Source organism: Photobacterium nomapromontoriensis, from assembly GCF_050336815.1.
GTDB lineage: Bacteria > Pseudomonadota > Gammaproteobacteria > Enterobacterales > Vibrionaceae > Photobacterium > Photobacterium nomapromontoriensis.
Map to the genome: position 1 here is coordinate 1 of NZ_JAKJSL010000049.1, position 22,346 is coordinate 22,346.

Sequence of the window (22,346 nt, forward strand, 5' to 3'; positions counted from 1 at the left end):
GGGGTCTGACTGAGTATGGGGCTTTGCGCTATTTTGCACGCTTACCCACCTAGACTGCCGAATCAGGTTCACTTTCGTTGTGTACTGTTAACTTCCTATCGCTTCCTTCAGACCCTGCCGTTGGCCAGCAACGCCCTTGCGATTCGGATTATCTTCCCCTCAGTCGGGGTGATTCAGGTTTCTTGCAACCTGACGGGTTTGCCAGCTTCGCTGGGCAAACAAAAAAAAAGAGCGCCAGTGCGCTCTTTGTTAACTTATTCGACAGCGATTAGGGGAAATCCCCCCTACATCGCTTTCGCTTGCCAGTGCTCTCGTAATTGCTTTGCGGCTTTGACCATACTGGCCAATGCGGCCTCTGTCTCCACCCAGTTACGTGTTTTCAGGCCGCAATCAGGGTTGATCCATAGTCGCTCTGCAGGTATTAAAGCAGCGGCTTTTTCAACCAACAGAATAATTTGTTCCACCTCTGGAATATTTGGCGAATGGATATCATACACACCTGGTCCTATTTCATTTGGGTAATCAAAGGCCTCAAAGGCTTTTAGCAGCGCCATATCCGAACGAGAGGTTTCAATAGTGATCACGTCTGCATCCAGCTCCGCAACTGACTTGATAATGTCATTAAATTCGCTATAACACATATGGGTATGGATTTGGGTTTGCGCTTCAGCACTGGCGGCTGAAATCTTAAATGCCTTCACCGCCCAGTTCAAATACTGCTGCCACTCGCTAGCTTTTAACGGTAGTCCTTCACGAATAGCGGGTTCATCAATTTGAATCACCTTGATCCCTTTCTCTTGTAAATCGGCGACCTCATCACGCAGCGCGAGTGCAATTTGATTGGCAATATCTTCATGCGTTAAGTCTTCACGTGGGAAGGTCCACCCTAGAATCGTCACGGGCCCTGTTAACATCCCTTTCACTGGCTTTTCAGTCAATGATTGCGCATAGCATGTCCAATCTACTGTCATTGGCGCAGAACGGTAAATATCAGACACAATCACAGCGGGCTTGACACAACGCGAACCATAACTCTGCACCCAACCAAAGCGTGTCACTGCAAAGCCTTCCAGTAACTCAGCAAAATATTCCACCATGTCATTACGCTCTGGCTCACCATGAACGAAGACATCCAGATCGAGTTGCTGTTGACGTTCAATCGCATCCGCAATATGGACTTTCATCGCTGCCGTATAGGCATGCTCTGACAGGCGGCCAGCCTTGAAATCACTCCGCTTTGTACGAATATCTCTGGTTTGCGGGAATGAGCCGATCGTGGTCGTTGGAAATAAAGGCAAACCCAATGATTGACGTTGCAAACGAGCACGCTCTTCATACGCTAACTTGCGTTCTGCAAGTGCATCAGTGATTGTTGCGGTACGCTGACGAACCACGGGATTATTCACTATATCACTGTTTGCACGTGCTTTAATCGGCGCACTGTAATGCGCACACTCTTCAATGGCAATCGCATTATCATCCAAGGCCTGAGCCAGCAATGTAACCTCGCGACATTTTTGCTTCGCAAAGGCGAGCCACTGCCGCACTTCCGGATTAAGATCCGTTTCAAGCTCCAGATCAATCGGGGTATGCAGCAACGAACAAGAGGTACCAACCCATAGGCGTTCTGCCAACTTCTGCTTCACAGGCTGCAGCCGCTCAAGCTGAGCACTCAAATCCGCCCGCCACACATTACGACCATTTATCACCCCCGCAGACAATACCCACTGCTCTGGCAAGGCGGCAACAACAGCATCCAGCTGCTCAGGAGCCGCTGATAAATCAATATGTAAGCCATCAACTTTCAGATCCATAATGTTATCAAGATGATGGGTGATATTATCAAAATAGGTCGTCAACAATAGCTTTGGACTACCGTGAAGCACCTGATAGGCAATCTTAAATGAATCGGCCCAGGGTTTAGGTAACTCAAGCGTCAGCACCGGTTCATCAATTTGGACCCACTCAACCCCGAGTTTTGCCAACTTTGCGAGGATTTGCTGATAAGCGGCTAATAACCTAGGTAGCAATGATAGGCGATCAAAATCCGAGGATTTTTCCTTTCCTAACCAAAGGTACGATACCGGCCCAAGTAAGACAGGCTTCACATCTTTACCCGCCTTCTTCGCTTCTGTCACTTCCTCAAACAATTGTGGCCAGCTAACAGTGAATTCATCTTCAGCGCTGAACTCTGGTACAATATAATGGTAATTGGTGTTAAACCACTTGGTCATATCAGAGGCGGCGCAGGCGCAACCGGTTGGTGCTTTACCACGTGCAACGCGAAATAACGTGTCTAAATCTGGAAAACCATGGCGATGACGCTTAGGCAGATGGCCAAGAAGCATGCTCGTTCCCAACACGTGATCATACCAAGCAAAATCTCCCACCGAGACAAAATCTAATCCCGCATCACTTTGATCACCCCAGTGACGATGGCGCAATAATCGCCCCACGTCTTTTAATTCTGCTTGGGTAATGTCACCACGCCAGTACTTTTCCTGCGCAAACTTGAGTTCTCGTTCGCCACCCACTCGAGGGTAACCCAGAATGTGTGTCTTTGTTTTTACGGCTACGTCTGTTGTTGAAACTGCATTCGTTGTCATTATTTACTCTTATTTATATGAATTAAATACCATATTGTTAGCATTACAATGACGTACCTCACAAAGATGAGCAATTTCTAATACTTGATGTTTAACATGAAGATAATTCATATTAATTTAACCTTTTACCCATAAATAGACGTCTAGATGTTTACACTGCCGATAATAGTCAGTACAGTAACCCTGCAGTACACCCCATAAGGAAGAGGGAAAAACCTTGATTGAGATAAAACACTTAAGAACACTCTCGGTACTCCGAGATACAGGCTCCTTAACCGCAACGGCCAATAGCCTGTGTCTGACCCAATCAGCCCTCTCCCATCAACTCAAAGACCTTGAGCAACGGCTTGGCAGCCAATTATTTCTTCGTAAAACCCGGCCCGTAAAATTCACCGCCGAGGGCTGTGTTTTACTTCGCCTTGCTGATGATCTCATCCCACGATTAGCGAAAGCAGAACATGAACTTGCCTGTCTGAAAGAAGATACCAATGGGCGCCTGCACATGGCCATCGAGTGCCATTCCTGTTTTCAGTGGCTCATGCCAGCCCTCAAGGAGTATCAAATCCATTGGCCAAATGTCACTTTGGATTTTTCATCTGGCTTTGGTTTCGACCCTTTACCCGCACTCGGTGCCGGTGAACTGGATCTCGTCATTACCTCTGATATTCAACCTCGTAGCGACGTGCATTTTGAGCCTTTGTTTGATTTCGAAATGCGTTTAATTGTGGCACCACAATCTCCACTTGCTCGTAAAACGATCATTGTTCCCGATGATCTCGCAGATCAAACACTGATGAGTTATCCGGTTCAGAAAAACCGTCTGGATGTGGTCAAACTCTTTCTACAGCCGTCAGGCATTGAGCCAGCAAACTGGAAACAGGCTGACAATACCTTAATGTTAATCCAAATGGTGTCAGCGGGACTTGGCGTTGCAGCCCTACCGAACTGGGCGGTCTATGACTTTGCCCGGCAAGGCTTAATTGTAAGCAAACCACTGGGTGATAAAGGCTTATGGCGACGCTTATTTGCTGCCATTCGCTCATCAGAACGCGAACGTCACTACCTATCCGCATTTTTTGCTACCGCAAAGCAGCAATGCCAAACACATCTGGAAGGAATAAAGGCTGCATAATAGTGCAGAGCATTACGCAGCCTATAGGAAGGCCTATAGGTGATGTAAATAACATTACCTACATTATTTGAATTGATTATTTATAGGATCGTAGTGATAGCCCATGTCAGCCATTTTTTCATTAAGCTTATCGAAATCAAGCTCATAACGACTTACTAGTTCTTCTATGGTAGAACACTCTAACCGCAGTCTCTCATTAACAATACCAAGGACAATATTCCCATCCATACTCAACAAATTATTAATTTCCATACCTACCCCCTCGCGAACGTATCAGTACAAAGTAAGCATAGACAGAAACAAGATAGAAAGCCTTACTTAGAAAAGACCACTTTGCATATATGCAGAGCCGATCAACAAACCACCCGCTATCATTAACTGCCAACGATTCACAGTCTTATTTGTCAGAAGATGCATCGCCCACACCAATAATGCGCAAACCATGAGTACTAATGCACCAATAATTGTACTCGTCATGGCCTGAACCTGAACCTCATCATACTGGGAGGTAAGCCATAGCAGGCACAGAACACTTAGCATCGCACTCGCAAAACCAGCGAATGGTAATAGACGATGAAAGGCTTGCAGTCGCGTACGAGCATGAGTCAATAAAATGTGCGCCAATAATCCCCCCAACAGTCCAATCGCAATAGCACTTAACGCTGCTACAGGCAACGTTAGTTGAGGCAACATTGCCAACCACACAACAAACCCCAAACCATCAGCGGCAAATAATACCTTCACCGGCCCTGCATCACGGGTTTTTCCGGTTTTCACTTTCATTGTGAAATAACCCAACGCAACCAAAGGCAAAACAGCCAATGGTTGAGCTACCGTTGCAAGTAACCAACCAATAAGAAGCACAGGAAGTGTCTTATGCACACGCCCTCGTTGGCCAGGACAGATTTCACCTTTAAGAAGGACTAGCGTCAAAATTAACTGCGCACCAAACAGTGCGGGGATAAGAAAAGTCAAAGCAGCATACATGAGTTGATATCTTAAAAATGGAATAGAAAGTGCGAGGATAATACCAATTCCTATCTCTTATACCAACTTACTGCCTACAATATAAAAAAGCCATTGTTCAAAACTAATGGCTTTTTCTTTATTTTACAGAATGTTTATCACAGCATTATTGCTTTAGGCCCGATGCCATCGCCTCTGTCAATTCATGTTCAGGATCGCCAGTCAGCTCCCATACAAACATACCCGCGTATTTGTGCTTCTTCACCCAGTTGGCTTTTGCTTTTATTGAGCGGCTGTCCTCATAAGTAATAAACACTTTTTTCTCAGGATGCCAGAGATAAGGCGCCTCTGCTTTATCATCATATCCCTGATAATAGCCTTGCGCCTCGGTATAATTTCGAGCTAAATCCCAATACATGAAGTAACCCGGCTCTTTAGGATCGGTCCCAAAACTGGCACCTTGCTTAGAACTGAGTGTCGATGACAATGTACGCCCATCGAAATCTTGCGTCCCTTCCCAGCCGCGTCCATAGTATGCTGCGCCAACAACCAACTTTTCAGCAGGGATACCAAGCTTAACCATTTTTTCGACAAACACATCAGAGCCCATTCCCCACCAAACATCAGGCGTCGCATGAAGGTTCGTTAAGTGCCCTGTTTGCGATCCCCACCCCCCAAGGAAGTCATAAGTCATCGCAAACATGTTAGTCATTACTGGTGCAACCTTTGCCCAATCAATTCCTTCGGCTTTAGGCCCAACCCCCACTGCGGTTGATAATTCATACTGACGCTTTGTTTTCACTGATAACTTGTCTAAATCAGCGCGTAAACTTGTTACTAAATGCGTAAAAGCTTCTTTTTCAGATGCTTTTTGCTCATCTGACATCTTGGTTTCTGGATTCCATGGTGAGGTTGTCAACCCGCCGCCCCCTGGATATTCCCAATCAAGGTCAATACCATCAAAAAAATCATACTCAGCGATTAATTTAACGGCTGTTCGAGAAAAATGCTCAATGGATTTCTTATCTTTCGCCATCGCATGGAAAGGCTCTGACATTGTCCATCCACCGAATGACGGTAATATTTTTAAGTGTGGGTGCTCAGCCTTAAGATCTTTCAGTTGTGCAAAATGACCTTGGTAATTCACTTTCGATGTTACAGGACCAAAATCAAGCTCTAATGCAGACTCTCTATCGACGATAATTGCCGTGTAAGGAGCCTTGCCTTTACATGCAGCGGCAACTTGCTGACGCACTTTCTCTCCTGCACCTTCAACTGGACCACACATACCTAAAAAAGCATAAATAACATGGCTAAGTTTATCCGCAGGGATATCATCAACAACATAGGGATTTTGTTTATTTGCATATTGCCAGTCAGCGAAATAGCCCCCGACAACCGGTTCTTTGGCCATAACAGCCGGTGCAGCTAGCAAGGTTGCCAGTGCAATAGATAGTGCAGTTTTCATGACAATTCCTTTTCATTATACTTAAGTCATCCTTGACCATGCCCTTTAACAGCCAACTGACGGTAATCGGGCTTGTCCAATGATGCATTACCAAATACATGGCGAGTGTAACGCTATGAATGCATGCACTTTGTGGTGTCAACCCAATTTAGCCGTATTGATAAAACCTCTGTTATTTAATTGCGATACACAGTGCGATTCTTTGCTGTAATAACCGAACGTACATTTTTCCTTGTGATACAAAACAATATTACAATGTAATGTAGGGACTATTAACTATTATGTATGGTTATTATATCACAACATCTGTAAATGTTAATTTACGCTATCGAAGATGACATCATCGTAATATAGTGGCTAAATAAAATTCAGCTTATGATGCAATGAGATCATCAATGACCTATCATGATGTTCACCACTTAGATTACTAACTGTATTTATTCATTTATATTTAATTTGTTTTTCAAACGAGAATAAAATTCCATGATGGTATAGTTCAGCGACCATTTTCTCTTTACAAAATTGAATATATCCATATCACAAAGTGGCGTATTATTAAATTTTACATGCATCATAGTGTAATTTACAGCCATTATATTTAATCTGCTTCCCAATACGTACTATTCAAGACGACTTAAGTTTACAATAAACCACACTTGGTTAAATATGGCTTACTCTCGACTACAGATATTCAAGCAAGCTTAGTATGAGATAACTTAATCAACTCTTTTAGGTATGTACGATGACCATATTGATTCTTCTTTTTGTGCTTGTGATCCTTGCATCATTGTCTGTCAAATTCGTGGCAAATTTCTTTGATGTCGATAATGCCGGATTGACTACCTGCATTTTTGCCGTCATTTTATCCATTGTAGCAACCATCATACCGACAATTTTCTTCGGTCAAGGCTTCCTGTCTTTCTTTCTATCCTTACTTATTACTGGTTTTATCTATTCAATGCTGTTCTCTATTAATATGCTCGTCGGGTTTGTAATTGCCTTTTCTAGTTTAGTCATACAAATTATCTTCATGATTATTGCCGCGACACTAGGTATTGCTGTAATGGTGATCTAGTCTTACGTTCCCCCTCTTCATTCAACCTCTCCACCGTTGACTAATACCAACACATCCATGACTGAACTCAATTATCAATAGAAATTAATTTAAAATAAACGACTATCCAAAATACTGGGCTGAATGCTGACTTACTGCTTCATAACTGTATGATTTAGACATAAAAACAAGAAAATCCATTACCTTTCAATGTATTAAATCAACTGATTTTATTGTTTATAACTATTGTAGAATACCCCCTTTTTTCCCCATAATCTGAGCCAAATCTTTTCGATTCATAGACGAAAAAAACTACAGGAGTGGCGATGTAAGCAGGGCTTCTTTAGCCAAAATATTGCGTCATCATGAAATATCACAATATTCTTTCAGCATAATTTTGATATTATTTATCCAGATTAAAATACTTAGTAAATTAGAGATATCTCTCCCATAAGCATCAAAAATATAGGATATTTCGACCAATATTTACGAGACTAAAGCTGCCCAATGTCGATTTTATACGCTATCTCTTTCATGGTGTCGATCATGCCATGTTCAAATAATAAGGAGTCTGTAAAAGTGTATGACTTCGACCAAACACTATTTTTTTCTTTTCTATCTAGGGTTACAAGAGCATAACCACCACCACCATTGCCATCAGCATTAAAGGCACGCCTCAGTTTTAATCGCTCTCCGTTAACTGTTCCCTCACTGTTGAACGTTCCTTTTGGCAAACCGCCTTCAGCTGCGGTTTTGAAAAACTTCCTATCCAGTGTATCTAAAAACCATCGTAGGCCATGTTTTGGTATTTCAATTTGATAGTGGAGCCATTTACTTTTTCCTGTTCTCTTATTGGTGAAATACTTAGTATCTGCAATGATTAAATAATCATCAATCAGCAAAAAATAGAACGTGTTTCCGATGTCTGTCTTATCAAGCAAAGTTGCAATACGATTAGGGTGCTGCGCTACAGTCAATGGGTCAATTTCTCTAAATTGCTTCATTTTTCTGTTCCTCTCCCGATATTTATTCTCATAATAGCGCCTTCGTCTTCTAACTTACCGAGAGTTTGCGGGTTTTTATCCCATGTAAAAGTTTCACAGGGGCCATATTCCAACGCGTCATCCATCTCACCAAAAGGTGTTTGATTGTATTCAACACTAATATCTTTAGTGACACCATTACCAAGGAAATGCACATTCGCTCCTAAGCCTTGTTCAATCTGATGACGTGTTCTCAAAGTGTCAGATTGACTTGGTGTAAATCCGATCTCTTGACAATATTCAATCAATTCCTTTTGTTTCTTTAAATCAACACCATCCTGCTCTGCTGAAACCATTACCCGCTCATAATAACCACTGAATTCGGGTGTCGTACAGGGTGCAATTAAATCACGACTATCCTCAAATTCACTCATCCGCTCATATGTGGGAATGAAGCTGTGCATATCACCAACCTCATCTGCTTTCTTGTGATCAATGAGGAGTATGGTGTATTCACACTCAGGTTTATAATCTATCCCAACAGCACTGCAGATTGCTTCTGGGTCTGTATGCTACCTGTCGAGCAATCACCATCTTCTATAGCTGTTAGTATTTTCAACTATGTCTTACTCACTTAACCAAGCTGACTTGATGCGGAACAGCACGTGCTGCATTTGCTAAACGCGGGTCAATGAGGCCGCTTTGAGCCAAATTATTCATATTTTCTCTCATCCTCTGAGGTTTAGGAGCTGATCTATGGTGGTTTAATGAGCCGGCCCCTTGAAGGGGTGTTTTAATTACCTAAAACCCGCTCAGGTGAAAGGATTATCAACCTATTCAAACCCGCAATTGAAGCCCTTAAGCAACAACAGCGACTAACATTGATGTACCCAACAATAGAAATTGATGTATTACAGCGCGAACATGGTAAACTCATGCCCTTTTTTATACGCCCTGTATTTTCACCAAGAGTCACAGCAACAAGAGAAACTAAGGCCTATTATTTTCATACCAGCATCCATGATAAGTGGACATCGGTTTGTAGGCGCTCCAAGGTGACTTATCGCAGGCCGTATCAGACGCGTCATACATATGCGTGTTGGATGTTATCGGCAGGGGCCAATCCAACATTTATCGCTAACCAAATGGGGCATTCTAGTGCAAAAGAAATCTATCAAACATACGGCGACTGGGTGAGTGAGCACACCCAAGATCAGCTGGATATGCTGAACACAAAATACGGCAAGAATGCCCCCTGTATGCCCCTATTATTGAATAAGTAACTGTAAGCAAATGATTTCAAATAAAATAAACGAATATCCAAAATACTGGGCTGAATGCTATGGCACCGCCCCCTTCCTGCCGACAAGCCGAAAGGAAATGGATGCCCTTGGCTGGGATAGCTGCGATATTATTATCGTTACTGGTGATGCCTATGTGGATCACCCTAGCTTTGGTATGGCAATCATTGGCCGTTTACTCGAGTCACAAGGCTTTCGCGTAGGGATCATTGCTCAGCCTGAGTGGAACAATAAAGACGCTTTCATGTCTCTGGGGAAACCGAACCTGTTCTTCGGGATCACCGCGGGTAACATGGATTCGATGATCAACCGTTATACTGCTGATCGTAAACTGCGTCATGATGATGCCTATACACCAAACAACGAAGGTGGCAAGCGCCCTGATCGTGCCGTACTGGTTTATTCCCAACGCTGCCGTGAAGCCTATAAAGACACGCCTATTGTCCTAGGGGGTATTGAAGCTAGCTTACGCCGTCTGTCGCATTACGACTATTGGTCAGACAAAGTACGTCGCTCTGTGCTGTTTGATGCAAAAGGTGACATTCTGTTGTTTGGTAATGCTGAACGTGCTCTCGTTGAAGTCGCCCATCGGTTAGCCAACGGTGAAGATATCGCGACATTAACGAATATTGCTGGTACCGCTGTGATCCTGAAGGAAATACCGGAAGGCTATCGCGAAATAGACTCAAGCAGAATCGAGAAGCCGGGTAAGGCAATGGCAATGCCAAACCCTTATGCGACAGAAGAAGTCTGCGAAACAAACAAAGAGGCTCAGGCAGCAGCGCCTGAAGCAAAACCGGTTCATATCCAGCCATCGCGCCATGATGCCACTAGCACGGTTATTCGCCTGCCATCCTACGAAAAACTGCGTAATGATCGTATTTTATACGCCCATGCCAGTCGTGTAATGCACCTGGAAACCAACCCATATTCTGCGCGCGCGCTAATCCAGCTGCATGGTGATCGCGAACTATGGATTAACCGTCCACCCATCCCGCTTACCACAGAAGAAATGGACTATGTTTTTGGTTTACCGTTTGCTCGCGTTCCTCATCCTAGCTACGGTAAAGCGAAAATCCCTGCTTACGACATGATCAAGACCAGCGTCAATATCATGCGTGGTTGTTTTGGCGGTTGCTCGTTCTGCTCGATTACCGAGCATGAAGGTCGTATCATCCAAAACCGCTCTCACGAGTCTATCATCGGTGAGCTGGAAGAGATCCGCGATAAGGTGCCTGGGTTCACAGGCACGATTTCCGACTTGGGAGGCCCAACGGCTAACATGTACCGCTTAGGTTGCTCCGACCCACGAGCGGAAGCTAACTGTCGCCGTCCATCGTGTATCTTCCCGGAGATCTGTAAAAAACTCAATACGGACCATAAGCACACCATCGATTTATACCGCAAAGCACGCAATGTCAAAGGTATTAAAAAGATCATGATCGCTTCTGGGGTTCGCTATGATCTGGCCGTTGAGTCGCCAGAATATGTCCGTGAGCTCGTGACACATCACGTGGGTGGTTACTTAAAAATCGCACCTGAGCATACGGAAAAAGGCACGCTGGATCTAATGATGAAGCCGGGCATGGGTAGCTATGACCGATTCAAAACAATGTTTGAAAAATACAGCCAGGAAGCGGGCAAGAAACAGTATCTGATCCCTTACTTTATTTCAGCACACCCAGGTTCGACAGATGAAGATATGCTAAATCTGGCACTGTGGCTGAAAAAGAATGAGTATGAATGCGATCAGGTACAAAACTTCTACCCATCGCCGATGTGTAATGCCACCGCCATGTACCATTCGGAGACTAACCCGCTAAAACGTGTCAAGTACAAGAAGCGTGAAGACTTATTTGTCGCGAAAGGCGAGCGACAGCGCCGTTTGCACAAAGCCTTGCTGCGTTACCATGATCCACTTAACTGGAAGCTCATCCGTGAAGCTCTGGTTAATATGGGCAAAAAACACCTGATTGGTGATCGTCCTAACTGCTTAGTACCCGCTGAAGGCAGCGAGGCAGAAATGACGCCAGCTGAACGTCGTGGTTCTGGCCGACATGGCGCCAAGCGCTTTGCGACCAAACACCCAAATCAGCCAGACATCCGTAGAGACGGTAAACCAGGTGGTTCACGCGGAAAACCGGCACTTGGTAAAGGTAAGCCTTCACAACGTACCAATGGTCAGAATAATGGCCAGAGTCAAGCTCATGGAAATGGGCAAAAGCAAAGTAACGGACAACGCTCAGGTCAAGGGCAGCAGACGACATCTAATGGCAACCGTCCTAATCGTAACGGTAAACCCACTAGTCAGCGCCAAGGTCAAGGCAGCACGAATAAACCAAGCCGTAAACGGTAAAGCTGCGTACTGACGCTATATTATTAAAAAATAAGCCCGCACTTCAAACATGCGGGCTTTTCTTTTCACACAGTAACAAAGTAATAAGGTTACAGATTAGCGCATTAATTCTGCACTCATCAATCCAATCACCGCGAATGCAATCACAATTCCTAACCCGATCAATACTTTCTGCTGTGACTTATCATCAAGATATTTGGTTGCTAGCGCGCCAAGCAATAGCAATATAGCAATCACCACTAATTTCAGCATAATCGTACCACCATAATTCCTTTTGATTAGCCTAGCACCTACCATTATTAACATTTGTTAAAGCGGTCTAGTTTTTGTTAAATTTCAAACATCGGATAATTTTTCAACTCAGGGATCATATGTTGAAGCTGCTTTTCTTCTTCAGCCAACCCCTGGATCGAATCACACAAATTATTCGCTTTTTCTGCTACGTCACCAGAACGTTCCTGAATCCGGGTTTGCATCCGCGTTTTCAAGTCAGATAACTTTTGCTGGAACTCGGTAAAATTAAGATCGCCGTTTTTCATCTCATTAGATAATGCGGCCAATATACCCGCCATAGACTCAGCGCTCACATTCTTAATCGCATGCTCGAAATCCTGCTTCCATTGACCATCAACCGTAGAGAATATATCCGCTGGCATCACAAATTCGCCGTCTTTATAGAATTTTTGCTTAGCCTCTTCACTGTATTTTTTTACCAACTGGTTAGCCCCGGCAAATGCCTCATTGCCATCAAAGCTCGCTGATAATTCGTCTATCATATCTTTTGCGATCAATACGCCATCATCAGCAATTGCCGCCATTTGGGGTAAATACTGCTTCACATGATCACTGTATGCTTGCATCGCTTGTTGCTGGGCAACATCGAGATCAATTTTTTTGCCATTGATAAAAAGTTGATTATTATCATCAATCAATAATTTTGCTCGACCCTCTTGGTATATCGATACCTGATCATCAGCAATATGAATATCATTAGGTACATTCACTGGACAACTTTGGGCGAAGGCTCCCATAGACATGGGTAGAAAAATAAGTGCAATCAATGTTTTGTTCATAACGAAAATCTTTGAGTCATTAACGAATAATTGCTTGTACTTTCACATGTTTTGGATGGTACGACAAGAATTCTATACCAATTTCTCCTCTAGATAGAGGATTCCTAATGCGCTTAATAAGATCATTTCATGGAATATTCGCGAGTTCTTTGTCCCTTATTCAAGGATCTGTTAACCTAGCTATGCATCCATATTAAAGAAGAGAAACCGTGGAAAAAGTTGCCATTTTTGTCGATGTTCAAAACATCTACTATACCGTCAAAGATACCTATGGTTGTAACTTTGATTACAATGCATTCTGGGCAGAAGCCTCTGAGGGACGAGACGTGGTTGCTGCTTATGCCTATGCCATTCACCGTGGTGATGAAAAGCAGGGGCAATTCCAAAATATTTTACGAGGCATTGGGTTTGAGGTAAAGCTAAAGCCATTTATTCAACGCAGCGATGGTTCAGCCAAAGGTGATTGGGATGTAGGTATTACACTGGATGTCATTGAGCATGCCTCACAGGTTGACCGTGTTATTCTGCTCTCTGGTGATGGTGATTTCGATCTATTGGTTGATAAAGTCCAATCTAAATACGGTATTGATGTTGAAGTTTATGGCGTTCCAGGTCTGACCGCAGCTTCACTAATCAATACTGCGCACTATTTCCGTGAAATTGAAGAAACCTTATTACTCAATCGAAAATAGCTCATCAAATAGACTAAAAAAGAGGTGGGATAATCATATCCCACCTCTTTTTTAATGGATTATTTTCTCATTGTCTTTCAGCTAAAGCGTTGTACCGCTCCCATCATTTTAGGTGATTTAGGCGATGAGAGTGCCTGTAACTGCTTTACTGCGCCGGCCACCATTTTCACCGGTACGATAACAAAGTATACAGATGCAATCACAACCATCGCTGGGTCCGCATACACGGCATACTCCGCTTCACCAATGTAGGTTAACAGTGTGGCAACCACAAACCCCATCATCACCGCAGCACTGATCACGGTATCCATCATCCACTGTTTTGCCTCAGCGGCCACGAGAGCAGAGCCTGTCTTGGCACTGTATTTTCGCATTGTCCAATATGTACCAACACAACCAATGATATTCACAATACCAAATATCAGCGCTAAGCCTTCATTAACATCTCGACCACCATGCATGATTGCAATAATGGCAGATACAAAAGAAATACCACACATGACAGTAATAATGATGCCCTTAAACGCAATAACGGCGGGCTCAATCATCTTAAAATTTGGATTACTGCGAGCTTTAGGTGAACGCAGATAGGTCAGTGTCGCCAGCGATATTAATGTTAATGCTAAACTTACCAATGAGTAAGCACCATCAAAAACAATCACCAGAGAGCCCATCCAGACCCCTAACCCAATTCCCAGCAGGGCAAACAACAATGCCGATACTGTCGAAAACTGTAATAATTTCCGTTCTAACGATATATCACCACACATAACTACCTCTAAACTGACTTTATTTTCGTCAGTTTTTGTTTTAATTCTTAACTTACGCCTTATATTAACGGCTCTGAATGCATTACTATAATCGCTGAGCGACGACAAACTCGTCGCTGAGTATTACACTCTGCTGTTGCATAGACAGTGGTATCTGGCTGTTCAGCCCATTTTACTTTGAGTACTAACGATGAAAATTAGCCAGCTTGAAATGTTTCTTGAAACCAGTCAAAGCGGGTCGATTGCCGAAGCCGCCCGCAAACTCGATAAAAGCCGCACAACCGTCAGCTCGTCGATCAGCGCATTAGAAGATAAACTTGGTGTGGAGCTTCTTGAACGTTCAGGTAACCAGATTCAACTTACGCCGATTGGTGAAGCGATAAAAAATGACTGTGAACGCATTTTAATGATTGCAGGAGACATTGAAACCAAATGTAGCCAGCACCTCAAAGGGGTCGAATCCGCGCTGCGTATCGCCCGAGATGATGCATTACCCGAACCCTTCTGGCGTCAATTAGTGCACGATATGAGCCTGCAATTTCCCAACACCAGCGTTTCTATCTGTATGGCTCCGCCTCCTGAACTTGTTGAAATGGTCGAACTCAATATGGTCGATGTGGCTTATTGCTTACTACCGAATACTGACAGCCTGCCCCATAACTACCACACAAAACTGGGACAAATTCGGATGATGTCTGTTGTTCACTATACCCATCCGTTGAGTCAATTAAGCAAAGTGGTCAGCTCGGATTTGGCTCGCTATACCGAGTTTGCCTTAGCTGTCGTTGACGAAGAAGGATTAAAAGCCGTTTCTCCGACCTCAACCAACTATATTGCTCTGCCCTTTTATGAGCATCTCCGTAACGCCGTTCTTGATGGTACAGGCTGGTCTAACGTCCCATCAGTATTGATCAATAGCTACTTGCGTGACGGTACGGTTAAAGTACTCAACCATTATCAGGCAATGAAATGGCAGCCATACGGTGTTATTCACGGTAAAAATAGCCATCAGGGTGCGTTAACTCATTGGCTAGCAACTCAATTAGAAGACTATTTAGACGAAGAATCTAATTGACTTTGATGTTGTGTCACCAATGAGGCAATACCAAAACGCTGCGCACTCTATACTCTGCTCAATATTGGGGCTGAAGGTGTGTGAGTCATGATCAAGAAGTTAGCAGCAGAATTTATTGGTACATTGTGGCTGGTATTGGGCGGCTGTGGTAGTGCGGTGCTATCAGCGGCATTCCCTGAACTTGGTATCGGCTTTCTTGGCGTCGCACTGGCCTTTGGCTTAACCGTTGTCACGATGGCTTATGCCATCGGGCATATTTCAGGCTGTCACCTTAACCCTGCCGTGACTGTCGGATTATGGTCTGGTGGTCGCTTTCCTGCCAGCGAAGTGTTGCCATATGTTCTGGTTCAAGTATTAGGCGGCATAGCGGGCGCTTATATCGTTTATCTCATTGCGAGTGGGCAAGATGGCTTCAGTCTGGCAAATGGCCTCGCCTCGAATGGTTATGGCGAACACTCGCCAGGTAAATATGACTTAATGTCAGGCTTTATCACCGAAGTGGTCATGACCTTCATGTTCTTAATTGTGATCTTAGGCGCAACACATAAACTGGCAACTCCTGCAATGGCTGGCTTGGCTATCGGGCTATCTCTTACCCTTATCCACCTTATCAGCATTCCGGTAACCAACACCTCAGTAAACCCCGCACGCAGTACGGGACCCGCTATCTTAGTCGGTGACTGGGCGATGGCCCAACTGTGGTTATTCTGGCTTGCTCCAATATTAGGAGCACTCGTAGCGGGATGGTTATACCGCTGGCTAAGTCCCAATGAAGATAGCTAATACGGCTTCTCAGCACGTAAAAAAAATGCGGCATACTGCCGCATTTTTTATACCTGTATCTAACCAATGATCTTGAAAATATAACGCGGTAAATTACTGACGAACACTTAATATCCGCAGCAATACCTGTACAGGATGTTTCATCTTAATATGTTCAAGACGCTTCACCTGACTACGGCATGAGTATCCGGTCGCCATACACCGTTCAGGATCTAACTGCTCTAAGTTTGGCTGCCAACTCAGGTTATAGATACCACGTGACATCTCTAGCTTGTCTTTTTCATGACCAAACGTCCCCGCCATCCCACAACAACCGACTGAAATAGGCATTAGGTTTGCACCAAAATGACGGAAAATCGCGGCCCACTCTTTTTCCGCATTGGGTAACTTGGTTTTTTCAGTACAGTGGGCAAACAAATACCAGTAATCATCAGCCTGTAGTGTATATTCAGGCAGTACTTCCAGCATAGGCTCAAGCCACTCATGGGCAGTCAGAACCTGAAACTCTCCTCGCTTATCGCCCAGAATCTCATTATATTCATCGCGATAACACAGCACCAATGCCGGATCAACCCCCACCAGCGGAATACCCAGATCAGCAAGCTGGTTAAGAAACTCAGCCGTACTCCTCGCGGTTTTGGCAAACTGGCGTAAAAATCCTTTGATATGCTGAGCTTTACCGTTGGGTTTAAACGGCACGAGTATCGGTTTTTTACCTAACTTATCCGCCAAATACACAAAATCACGCACTACATCAGCATCGTAATAACTCGTAAATGGATCTTGTACAATCAACACATACTCTTGACGCTCTCGGGAGGAAAGCGCCTGTAACCACAGCATGTCAAACCGGGTGGCATGATGACCATCTAGGCATTCGGCCAAGGAGGGAACGGATAGCGCAGGCATATCAACATAGCCAATAGTTTTCTCAGTCAATTTTTTTGACCATGCAGGCCGCATAAGCGCATTAAACGTCGCAGGCGCTTTTCCCATCAAGGGTAAATAACTTTCAACATAGGCGACCAAATAGTCTTTCACCGGACGTTGATAACGGCTGTAGTAAATATGCATAAAGCGGGAACGGAAACTAGGCACATCAACTTTGATCGGGCACTGGCTGGCACAGGCTTTACACGCTAAACAGCCATTCATTGCCTCCATCACTTCATGCGAGAAATCATATGCCTTACGCTTCTGACCGAAACTATTCCTAAGCCTATCAATGATCTGCTTGACCGTTGGCGATGTGTCCATCAGATCTTTTTCAAGCGCGATAGGGTCAATACCCTGCTCAGCCAGCTGCCGCAGCCACTCACGAACCAGCCCAGCCCGGCCTTTGGGGGAGTGGCGCCGATCTGCTGAGATCTTCATCGATGGACACATTGGCGAACTGGTATCATAGTTAAAACACAGGCCATTGCCATTACATTCCATCGCCTGCTTAAAACTATCGCGTACTTTTACTGGAATCTGGCGATCATAGAAACCACGCTTAACCCCATCGACTTTTACCAGCGCTGCCGTACTACCAAGTGGGGTACAGATTTTACCCGGATTCATCCTATTATCAGGATCGAAAGCAGCTTTAATCCGTCGTAATTCGGTAAACAGCTCCTCACCAAAAAAAGCTGGACCATACTCAGAACGATAACCTTTACCGTGTTCTCCCCACATTAATCCACCGTATTTAGCGACTAATGCAACAACCTGATCTGACACATTCTTCATCAGCTTTTCTTGCTCAGGATCACAAAGATCCAGTGCAGGGCGCACGTGCAATACACCAGCATCAACATGGCCAAACATACCGTAATCAAGGTGATGACCATCAAGCAAATCTCGGAACTCAGCAATAAAATCAGCCAAATTCTCAGGCGGGACACAGGTGTCTTCAGTAAAAGCAACCGGCTTCTTACTGCCCTTTGCTGCACCTAATAAACCCACCGCCTTCTTGCGCATGGCATAAATTTTCTGGATCCCTGCCAGATCATGACACACCTGATAACCAATCACACCATTAAGCTTCTTCGCTATCATCTCATCAAGACACAGGCACAACGTATCAACCAATGCCGTATTCTCGTCAAGATCCTGACTGGCATACTCGACCATATTAATGCCAAGCATTTCCTTACCCGGTACATCTTTCAGTAAATCACTGACGGTATGCCATACGATGTCTTGTTTGGCTAAATTCAGTACCCGAGAGTCAACCGTTTCTACCGACAGTGCCTTCGCTTCAACCATCATGGGGGCATTTCTCAACGCCGAATCAAAACTATCGTATTTGATATTCACCAATGTGCGAGCTTTGGGGATTGGGGTGATATTGAGCTTAGCTTCAGCAATAAACGCCAATGAACCTTCTGCACCGCATAATAAACGCGACACATCAAACTGATTTACGGCCTCATCAAAAACATTCTTAAGATCATATCCCGTTAAAAAACGGTTCAAGGGTGGGAATTTTGCTAATATTTGTCGCCGTTTTTCACGGCAAACTTGCTCTGAAACCTTTAGCGCCTGATTGGCTAACGTTGGCTGTTCTGGCATAGCCTGAATCACATCAGATCCAATAGACTCGGTCTCCAGCACTGAGCCGTCCACCAATATCGCTTTTAGTGATAAAACATGATCAGAGGTTTTGCCGTATTTAAGCGATCCTTGCCCGGATGCATCAGTATTAATCATTCCACCGATTGTTGCTCGGTTACTGGTTGAAAGGTCTGGTGAAAAAAAGAAACCTAGAGGCCGTAATGCATCATTAAGCTGATCTTTTATTACCCCGGTTTCAACACGCACCCAACCTTCTGCTGTATTGATTTCCAGCACATTATTCATATAACGAGAAATATCAACCACAATACCTGGCGTTAACGACTGCCCATTAGTGCCAGTACCCCCACCGCGGGCGGAAAAAGTAATAACAGAAAACTCATCGTTTTTTCCTGTTTTACCTAGTGTGATCAGGTCTTGCGTATGCCTAGGAAAAACAACCGCTTGAGGGATTTGCTGATAAACACTGTTATCAGTCGCTACCGCTAAACGGCTGGCATATGCTTGTTCGATATCACCGCAAAAGCCCGCATTTTTCAGCGTTTGCAGGTACGACATAACCACATCATCGGTGCTGTCTTGATATGTCAGTGCAGGTAACATTGCTCTCCTTGTCCAGTCTACTGCCGTTTCCTACGACAACTGGCCTATCTAATTCAGGTTATACAAACACTTTACCCTACCAGTGAAGGGAAAAAAAGTGTGATGTGAAGCATCAAATCAACCGCTTAAGAACAACCTCATAAAGACCAACCTAGCTCGATAGTTTTTGCTTTATCCAAGCCGACCCAGCTAACAACCACATAGTCATGATGACACAGCCAATCCCTTTAATAGTCAATACAATTAAGCTAACCGTCTGCTGTGCTGCTAGATAATAAAAGCCCCAATATAATACGGCTAAAACAACCGTAATGCCCCCACAAACCACCAATGACTTTTGCCATGATAGTGACGGTTGATTTATATCAACTTGCACTGAATATTCGACAGAGAGAAAAACGCCTAGCATTATGGCAAAAATATAGACATGAAATGGTGCCATTGAATAGCTCATCACAATACCCACCGCCATTGTGGCAAAAAACCAAAACCATCGATTACTCAGGCAAGCTTGCAGGGATGAACGTTCATACGCCCGCCAAACATTCAACGCTGAAATAATGATCAATCCTAGCATGATACTAATAATAACATCACTGACAAAATGGACACCAAACCATACTCTCGCCATGCCTTGGCCGAGCATCAGTAGCAATGCCACACTGGCTAAGAGTACTTTCTGACTAAAGACTAATTGCCGACTGAGTCGATGCCACAACATTCCCCATAATAATGTTGCCAACAATGTATGAGTACTTGGAAAACCAAAACCATAGGCCGCCACTTTTTGCAATTCAGGAACAATAAAAAAGGGTCTTGGTGATGCCATTACATGCTTAAGTAACGATGATATAAATAATGATAATAATAGAAAAAATAATAATTCAAGAAATATTCGCTGCCCACAAAAACTCACGGCACATAACAATAATATACAGATAAACCATGCTTCACCAGGCATATTTAGCACTGCAACAAAAATATCAAAAAAATGCTGAGACCGCGGAGACCATTGTTTAATCGCATTCTGAAAGTTATCAATCATTCTTATTTCGAATTGGTCAAGAATATTAGCCTGATCATCAAGCCGTTCATATACTAAAATGTCACTTTCTGGTGTTTTTTCAAGCCAAGCTGGTAATAATTTAGCATCCTTATCATATCGATATTCACTGGCATCTATATCATCCGGATCAATTAAATAAACACGTTCAATTTCTGTCGAGAAATGAGGTGAAAACCATGATGCCACGATAGAGAAACCGCGCTGATCGGGATATGACGATACTAATATAGGCGATTTAGCAACACAGGCAAAAATAGCGGCATGTCCACGATATTGGATTAGCGGTCCCACCGCCACATCGATACCCGTCTCTTCTAACGCCTCTCTTGCAGCAGCCTGCTGGGGCGTATCACCTTTATCAATATATCCGCCGGGTAGTGAAAATTTTTGGGTGATCACCTCAGACTGCACCACCATTTGGTTACCGTGGCGAATAACGCAAACAGCACCCACTATATTGGGTGAATCAACTGATCTTGACACAGGTTCACTGGCAGATACCCAGCCACTCATAAAGCATAGCCACAATACACTCCACCAACGGAAGACTTCCATCCTTATCACCTGCGCTAACAAATTAATTTTTCAATGTACTTTGCGGCGAATAATACCAGCAGATAAGCCGCCAAGCCATTGAAAGAATTAAGCGTTGATAACAATTTTAAACGACTTACTGAAAATTCATTTACTCTGCCATAATGCTACATCTAATGTTTCTATCGATTAATCGATGATCACTTCTATATTTATAGAATAACTAAATAATGATCGTGTTTTGGTGGCCAGCCATGGGACAGACAAGAAGTGTACATAAAATTCGATTTGGCAAAAGAACTGGGTTACTTACGGCCTTTATTGACAATTCCGAGATAGAGCAACTTAATCCTTTCATGCTTTGGGATCACTTCGCCGTAAAAGCTAACCACAGCGCGATAGGATTAAATTATCATGGCCATTCTGGTATTGATACTATCAGCTATCCCACTATTGGCAAACTAAACCACCACGATTCAACCGGTAACCATGACCTTCTCTTGAGCGGTGATGTTCATATTATGACAACAGGTAATGGTATTATTCACAAAGATGTAATGACCCCGCAAAATGGGCACGCTGAGTCATTTAGTTTATGGACAGCATTACCTGCCGGCACATCAGAAATGAAATCCGCCTTCAGTCGTACAATCAAAGCCAGTCAACTGCCTTTACTCGAAGAAAATAATACAATTACCAAAGTCATCGTGGGAAATTATAAAGGAGCAATCAGTCCAGCACACTACAGCAACCCGATTACTTACTTAGATATAATGATTGCTCCCTATGATGTCTGGCATTTTATTCCAGATAATAATCAAACGACAGGATTTGTCTATCTTCAGTCTGGTTGTGTTTATATTAGTGGTAGCCAGCTTCATCACCATCAAATGGCAACGCTATACCCATCATCGCTACCGATTGAAATTCGAACCGGTCACATTGCCGCTAGAATGTTTGTTATTGTTGGAGAGCCACTGAACCAATCCTTCTTTACTTCAGCATCTTCTGTTCATTCATCTGCACAAAATATGTCAAAATCCACCCAAATCATTGCAAATCTTATGGTATTGAAAAAATAATTTTGACATAAACAACATTGGATTAGTGATATTAGTCACATTTCAAATAATTCATTTTCTGGGTGAACACATACGCTTCTTCATTAAATTTTGCGTCATTTTTAACTCATAAATTATTATTCAACTCTATTCACTCTCCATTATGAGAAATTTATCATATAAGGTGTCATTTTTTTACCTGATAAACATCAGACCATAATATTCAACCTACTTTAGAAAGCCAATTTAATACCTTTTAGGTAT

General features: G+C 43.6%; 19 protein-coding genes. 8 read left to right on the plus strand and 11 right to left on the minus strand.

Features of this window, described 5'->3' with window-relative positions; genetic code table 11:
- Positions 1-284 precede the first annotated feature (284 nt).
- On the minus strand, positions 285-2,606 hold the full coding sequence (gene metE, locus L4D12_RS20160) for a 5-methyltetrahydropteroyltriglutamate--homocysteine S-methyltransferase (RefSeq protein ID WP_428449629.1): 2,322 nt from the start codon (positions 2,604-2,606) through the stop codon (positions 285-287).
- A gap of 217 nt (positions 2,607-2,823) precedes the next feature.
- Between metE and L4D12_RS20165 the strand changes: the two genes are divergently transcribed.
- Positions 2,824-3,738 carry a LysR substrate-binding domain-containing protein gene (locus tag L4D12_RS20165; RefSeq protein WP_428449630.1) on the plus strand — a complete coding sequence of 305 codons (915 nt, stop codon included), beginning with the start codon at positions 2,824-2,826 and terminating at the stop codon, positions 3,736-3,738.
- Between the two features lie 63 nt (positions 3,739-3,801).
- On the opposite strand, the gene L4D12_RS20170 is transcribed toward L4D12_RS20165, so the two are convergent.
- The 3 genes from L4D12_RS20170 to L4D12_RS20180 all read right to left on the minus strand — a co-directional run bounded on the left by L4D12_RS20170 (position 3,802) and on the right by L4D12_RS20180 (position 6,172).
- The gene (locus L4D12_RS20170) at positions 3,802-3,990 is read right to left on the minus strand and encodes a DUF4250 domain-containing protein (protein ID WP_428449631.1); all 189 of its coding nucleotides are present in this window, start codon (positions 3,988-3,990) and stop codon (positions 3,802-3,804) included.
- A gap of 66 nt (positions 3,991-4,056) precedes the next feature.
- Positions 4,057-4,779, minus strand: a complete 723-nt coding sequence (locus L4D12_RS20175) for a hypothetical protein (protein ID WP_489685950.1) — start codon at positions 4,777-4,779, stop codon at positions 4,057-4,059.
- 91 nt (positions 4,780-4,870) lie between these two features.
- The gene (locus L4D12_RS20180) at positions 4,871-6,172 is read right to left on the minus strand and encodes a glycoside hydrolase family 18 protein (protein ID WP_428449633.1); all 1,302 of its coding nucleotides are present in this window, start codon (positions 6,170-6,172) and stop codon (positions 4,871-4,873) included.
- A 742-nt stretch (positions 6,173-6,914) separates the two neighbouring features.
- On the opposite strand from L4D12_RS20180, the gene L4D12_RS20185 reads away from it, so the two are divergent.
- On the plus strand, positions 6,915-7,247 hold the full coding sequence (locus L4D12_RS20185) for a hypothetical protein (protein ID WP_428449634.1): 333 nt from the start codon (positions 6,915-6,917) through the stop codon (positions 7,245-7,247).
- Between the two features lie 473 nt (positions 7,248-7,720).
- Here L4D12_RS20185 and L4D12_RS20190 read toward each other — a convergent pair whose 3' ends face one another.
- The gene (locus tag L4D12_RS20190) at positions 7,721-8,230 is read right to left on the minus strand and encodes a hypothetical protein (protein WP_428449635.1); all 510 of its coding nucleotides are present in this window, start codon (positions 8,228-8,230) and stop codon (positions 7,721-7,723) included.
- Positions 8,227-8,673, minus strand: a complete 447-nt coding sequence (locus tag L4D12_RS20195) for a hypothetical protein (RefSeq protein WP_428449636.1) — start codon at positions 8,671-8,673, stop codon at positions 8,227-8,229. The genes L4D12_RS20190 and L4D12_RS20195 overlap by 4 nt, the downstream gene beginning before the upstream one ends.
- Before the next feature lie 471 nt (positions 8,674-9,144).
- Here L4D12_RS20195 and L4D12_RS20200 point away from each other — a divergent pair, with 471 nt between their 5' ends.
- Both L4D12_RS20200 and L4D12_RS20205 read left to right on the plus strand, forming a co-directional pair.
- On the plus strand, positions 9,145-9,492 hold the full coding sequence (locus L4D12_RS20200; protein WP_428449680.1) for a tyrosine-type recombinase/integrase: 348 nt from the start codon (positions 9,145-9,147) through the stop codon (positions 9,490-9,492).
- A gap of 10 nt (positions 9,493-9,502) precedes the next feature.
- Entirely contained in the window at positions 9,503-11,866 is a 2,364-nt protein-coding gene (locus L4D12_RS20205; RefSeq protein WP_428449637.1) for a YgiQ family radical SAM protein, read from the plus strand.
- A gap of 96 nt (positions 11,867-11,962) precedes the next feature.
- Here the strand turns inward: L4D12_RS20205 and L4D12_RS20210 are convergent, their stop codons facing one another.
- Both L4D12_RS20210 and L4D12_RS20215 read right to left on the minus strand, forming a co-directional pair.
- A complete protein-coding gene (locus L4D12_RS20210; RefSeq protein ID WP_428449638.1) occupies positions 11,963-12,118 on the minus strand; it encodes a hypothetical protein in 156 nt (51 codons plus the stop codon).
- Positions 12,119-12,195: 77 nt separating this feature from the next.
- Complete coding sequence (locus L4D12_RS20215) at positions 12,196-12,939, minus strand: YggN family protein (RefSeq protein WP_428449639.1); 744 nt, start codon at positions 12,937-12,939, stop codon at positions 12,196-12,198.
- A 209-nt stretch (positions 12,940-13,148) separates the two neighbouring features.
- Between L4D12_RS20215 and L4D12_RS20220 the strand changes: the two genes are divergently transcribed.
- Positions 13,149-13,631, plus strand: coding sequence for a LabA-like NYN domain-containing protein (locus L4D12_RS20220; protein WP_428449640.1), 483 nt, complete (start codon positions 13,149-13,151; stop codon positions 13,629-13,631).
- A gap of 77 nt (positions 13,632-13,708) precedes the next feature.
- On the opposite strand, the gene L4D12_RS20225 is transcribed toward L4D12_RS20220, so the two are convergent.
- Complete coding sequence (locus L4D12_RS20225; RefSeq protein ID WP_428449641.1) at positions 13,709-14,401, minus strand: cation efflux transmembrane domain-containing protein; 693 nt, start codon at positions 14,399-14,401, stop codon at positions 13,709-13,711.
- A gap of 190 nt (positions 14,402-14,591) precedes the next feature.
- On the opposite strand from L4D12_RS20225, the gene L4D12_RS20230 reads away from it, so the two are divergent.
- A complete protein-coding gene (locus L4D12_RS20230; RefSeq protein ID WP_428449642.1) occupies positions 14,592-15,476 on the plus strand; it encodes a LysR family transcriptional regulator in 885 nt (294 codons plus the stop codon).
- An 87-nt stretch (positions 15,477-15,563) separates the two neighbouring features.
- Positions 15,564-16,259, plus strand: a complete 696-nt coding sequence (gene aqpZ / locus L4D12_RS20235) for an aquaporin Z (protein ID WP_428449643.1) — start codon at positions 15,564-15,566, stop codon at positions 16,257-16,259.
- Positions 16,260-16,352: 93 nt separating this feature from the next.
- Here aqpZ and ydiJ read toward each other — a convergent pair whose 3' ends face one another.
- Complete coding sequence (gene ydiJ / locus L4D12_RS20240) at positions 16,353-19,421, minus strand: D-2-hydroxyglutarate dehydrogenase YdiJ (protein WP_428449644.1); 3,069 nt, start codon at positions 19,419-19,421, stop codon at positions 16,353-16,355.
- A gap of 151 nt (positions 19,422-19,572) precedes the next feature.
- Complete coding sequence (locus L4D12_RS20245) at positions 19,573-21,042, minus strand: bifunctional NUDIX hydrolase/phosphatase PAP2 family protein (RefSeq protein ID WP_428449645.1); 1,470 nt, start codon at positions 21,040-21,042, stop codon at positions 19,573-19,575.
- A gap of 233 nt (positions 21,043-21,275) precedes the next feature.
- Between L4D12_RS20245 and L4D12_RS20250 the strand changes: the two genes are divergently transcribed.
- Positions 21,276-22,103: a pirin family protein gene (locus L4D12_RS20250; protein WP_428449646.1), complete on the plus strand. Its 828-nt coding sequence runs from the start codon at positions 21,276-21,278 to the stop codon at positions 22,101-22,103.
- The last annotated feature ends 243 nt before the right edge of the window (positions 22,104-22,346 follow it).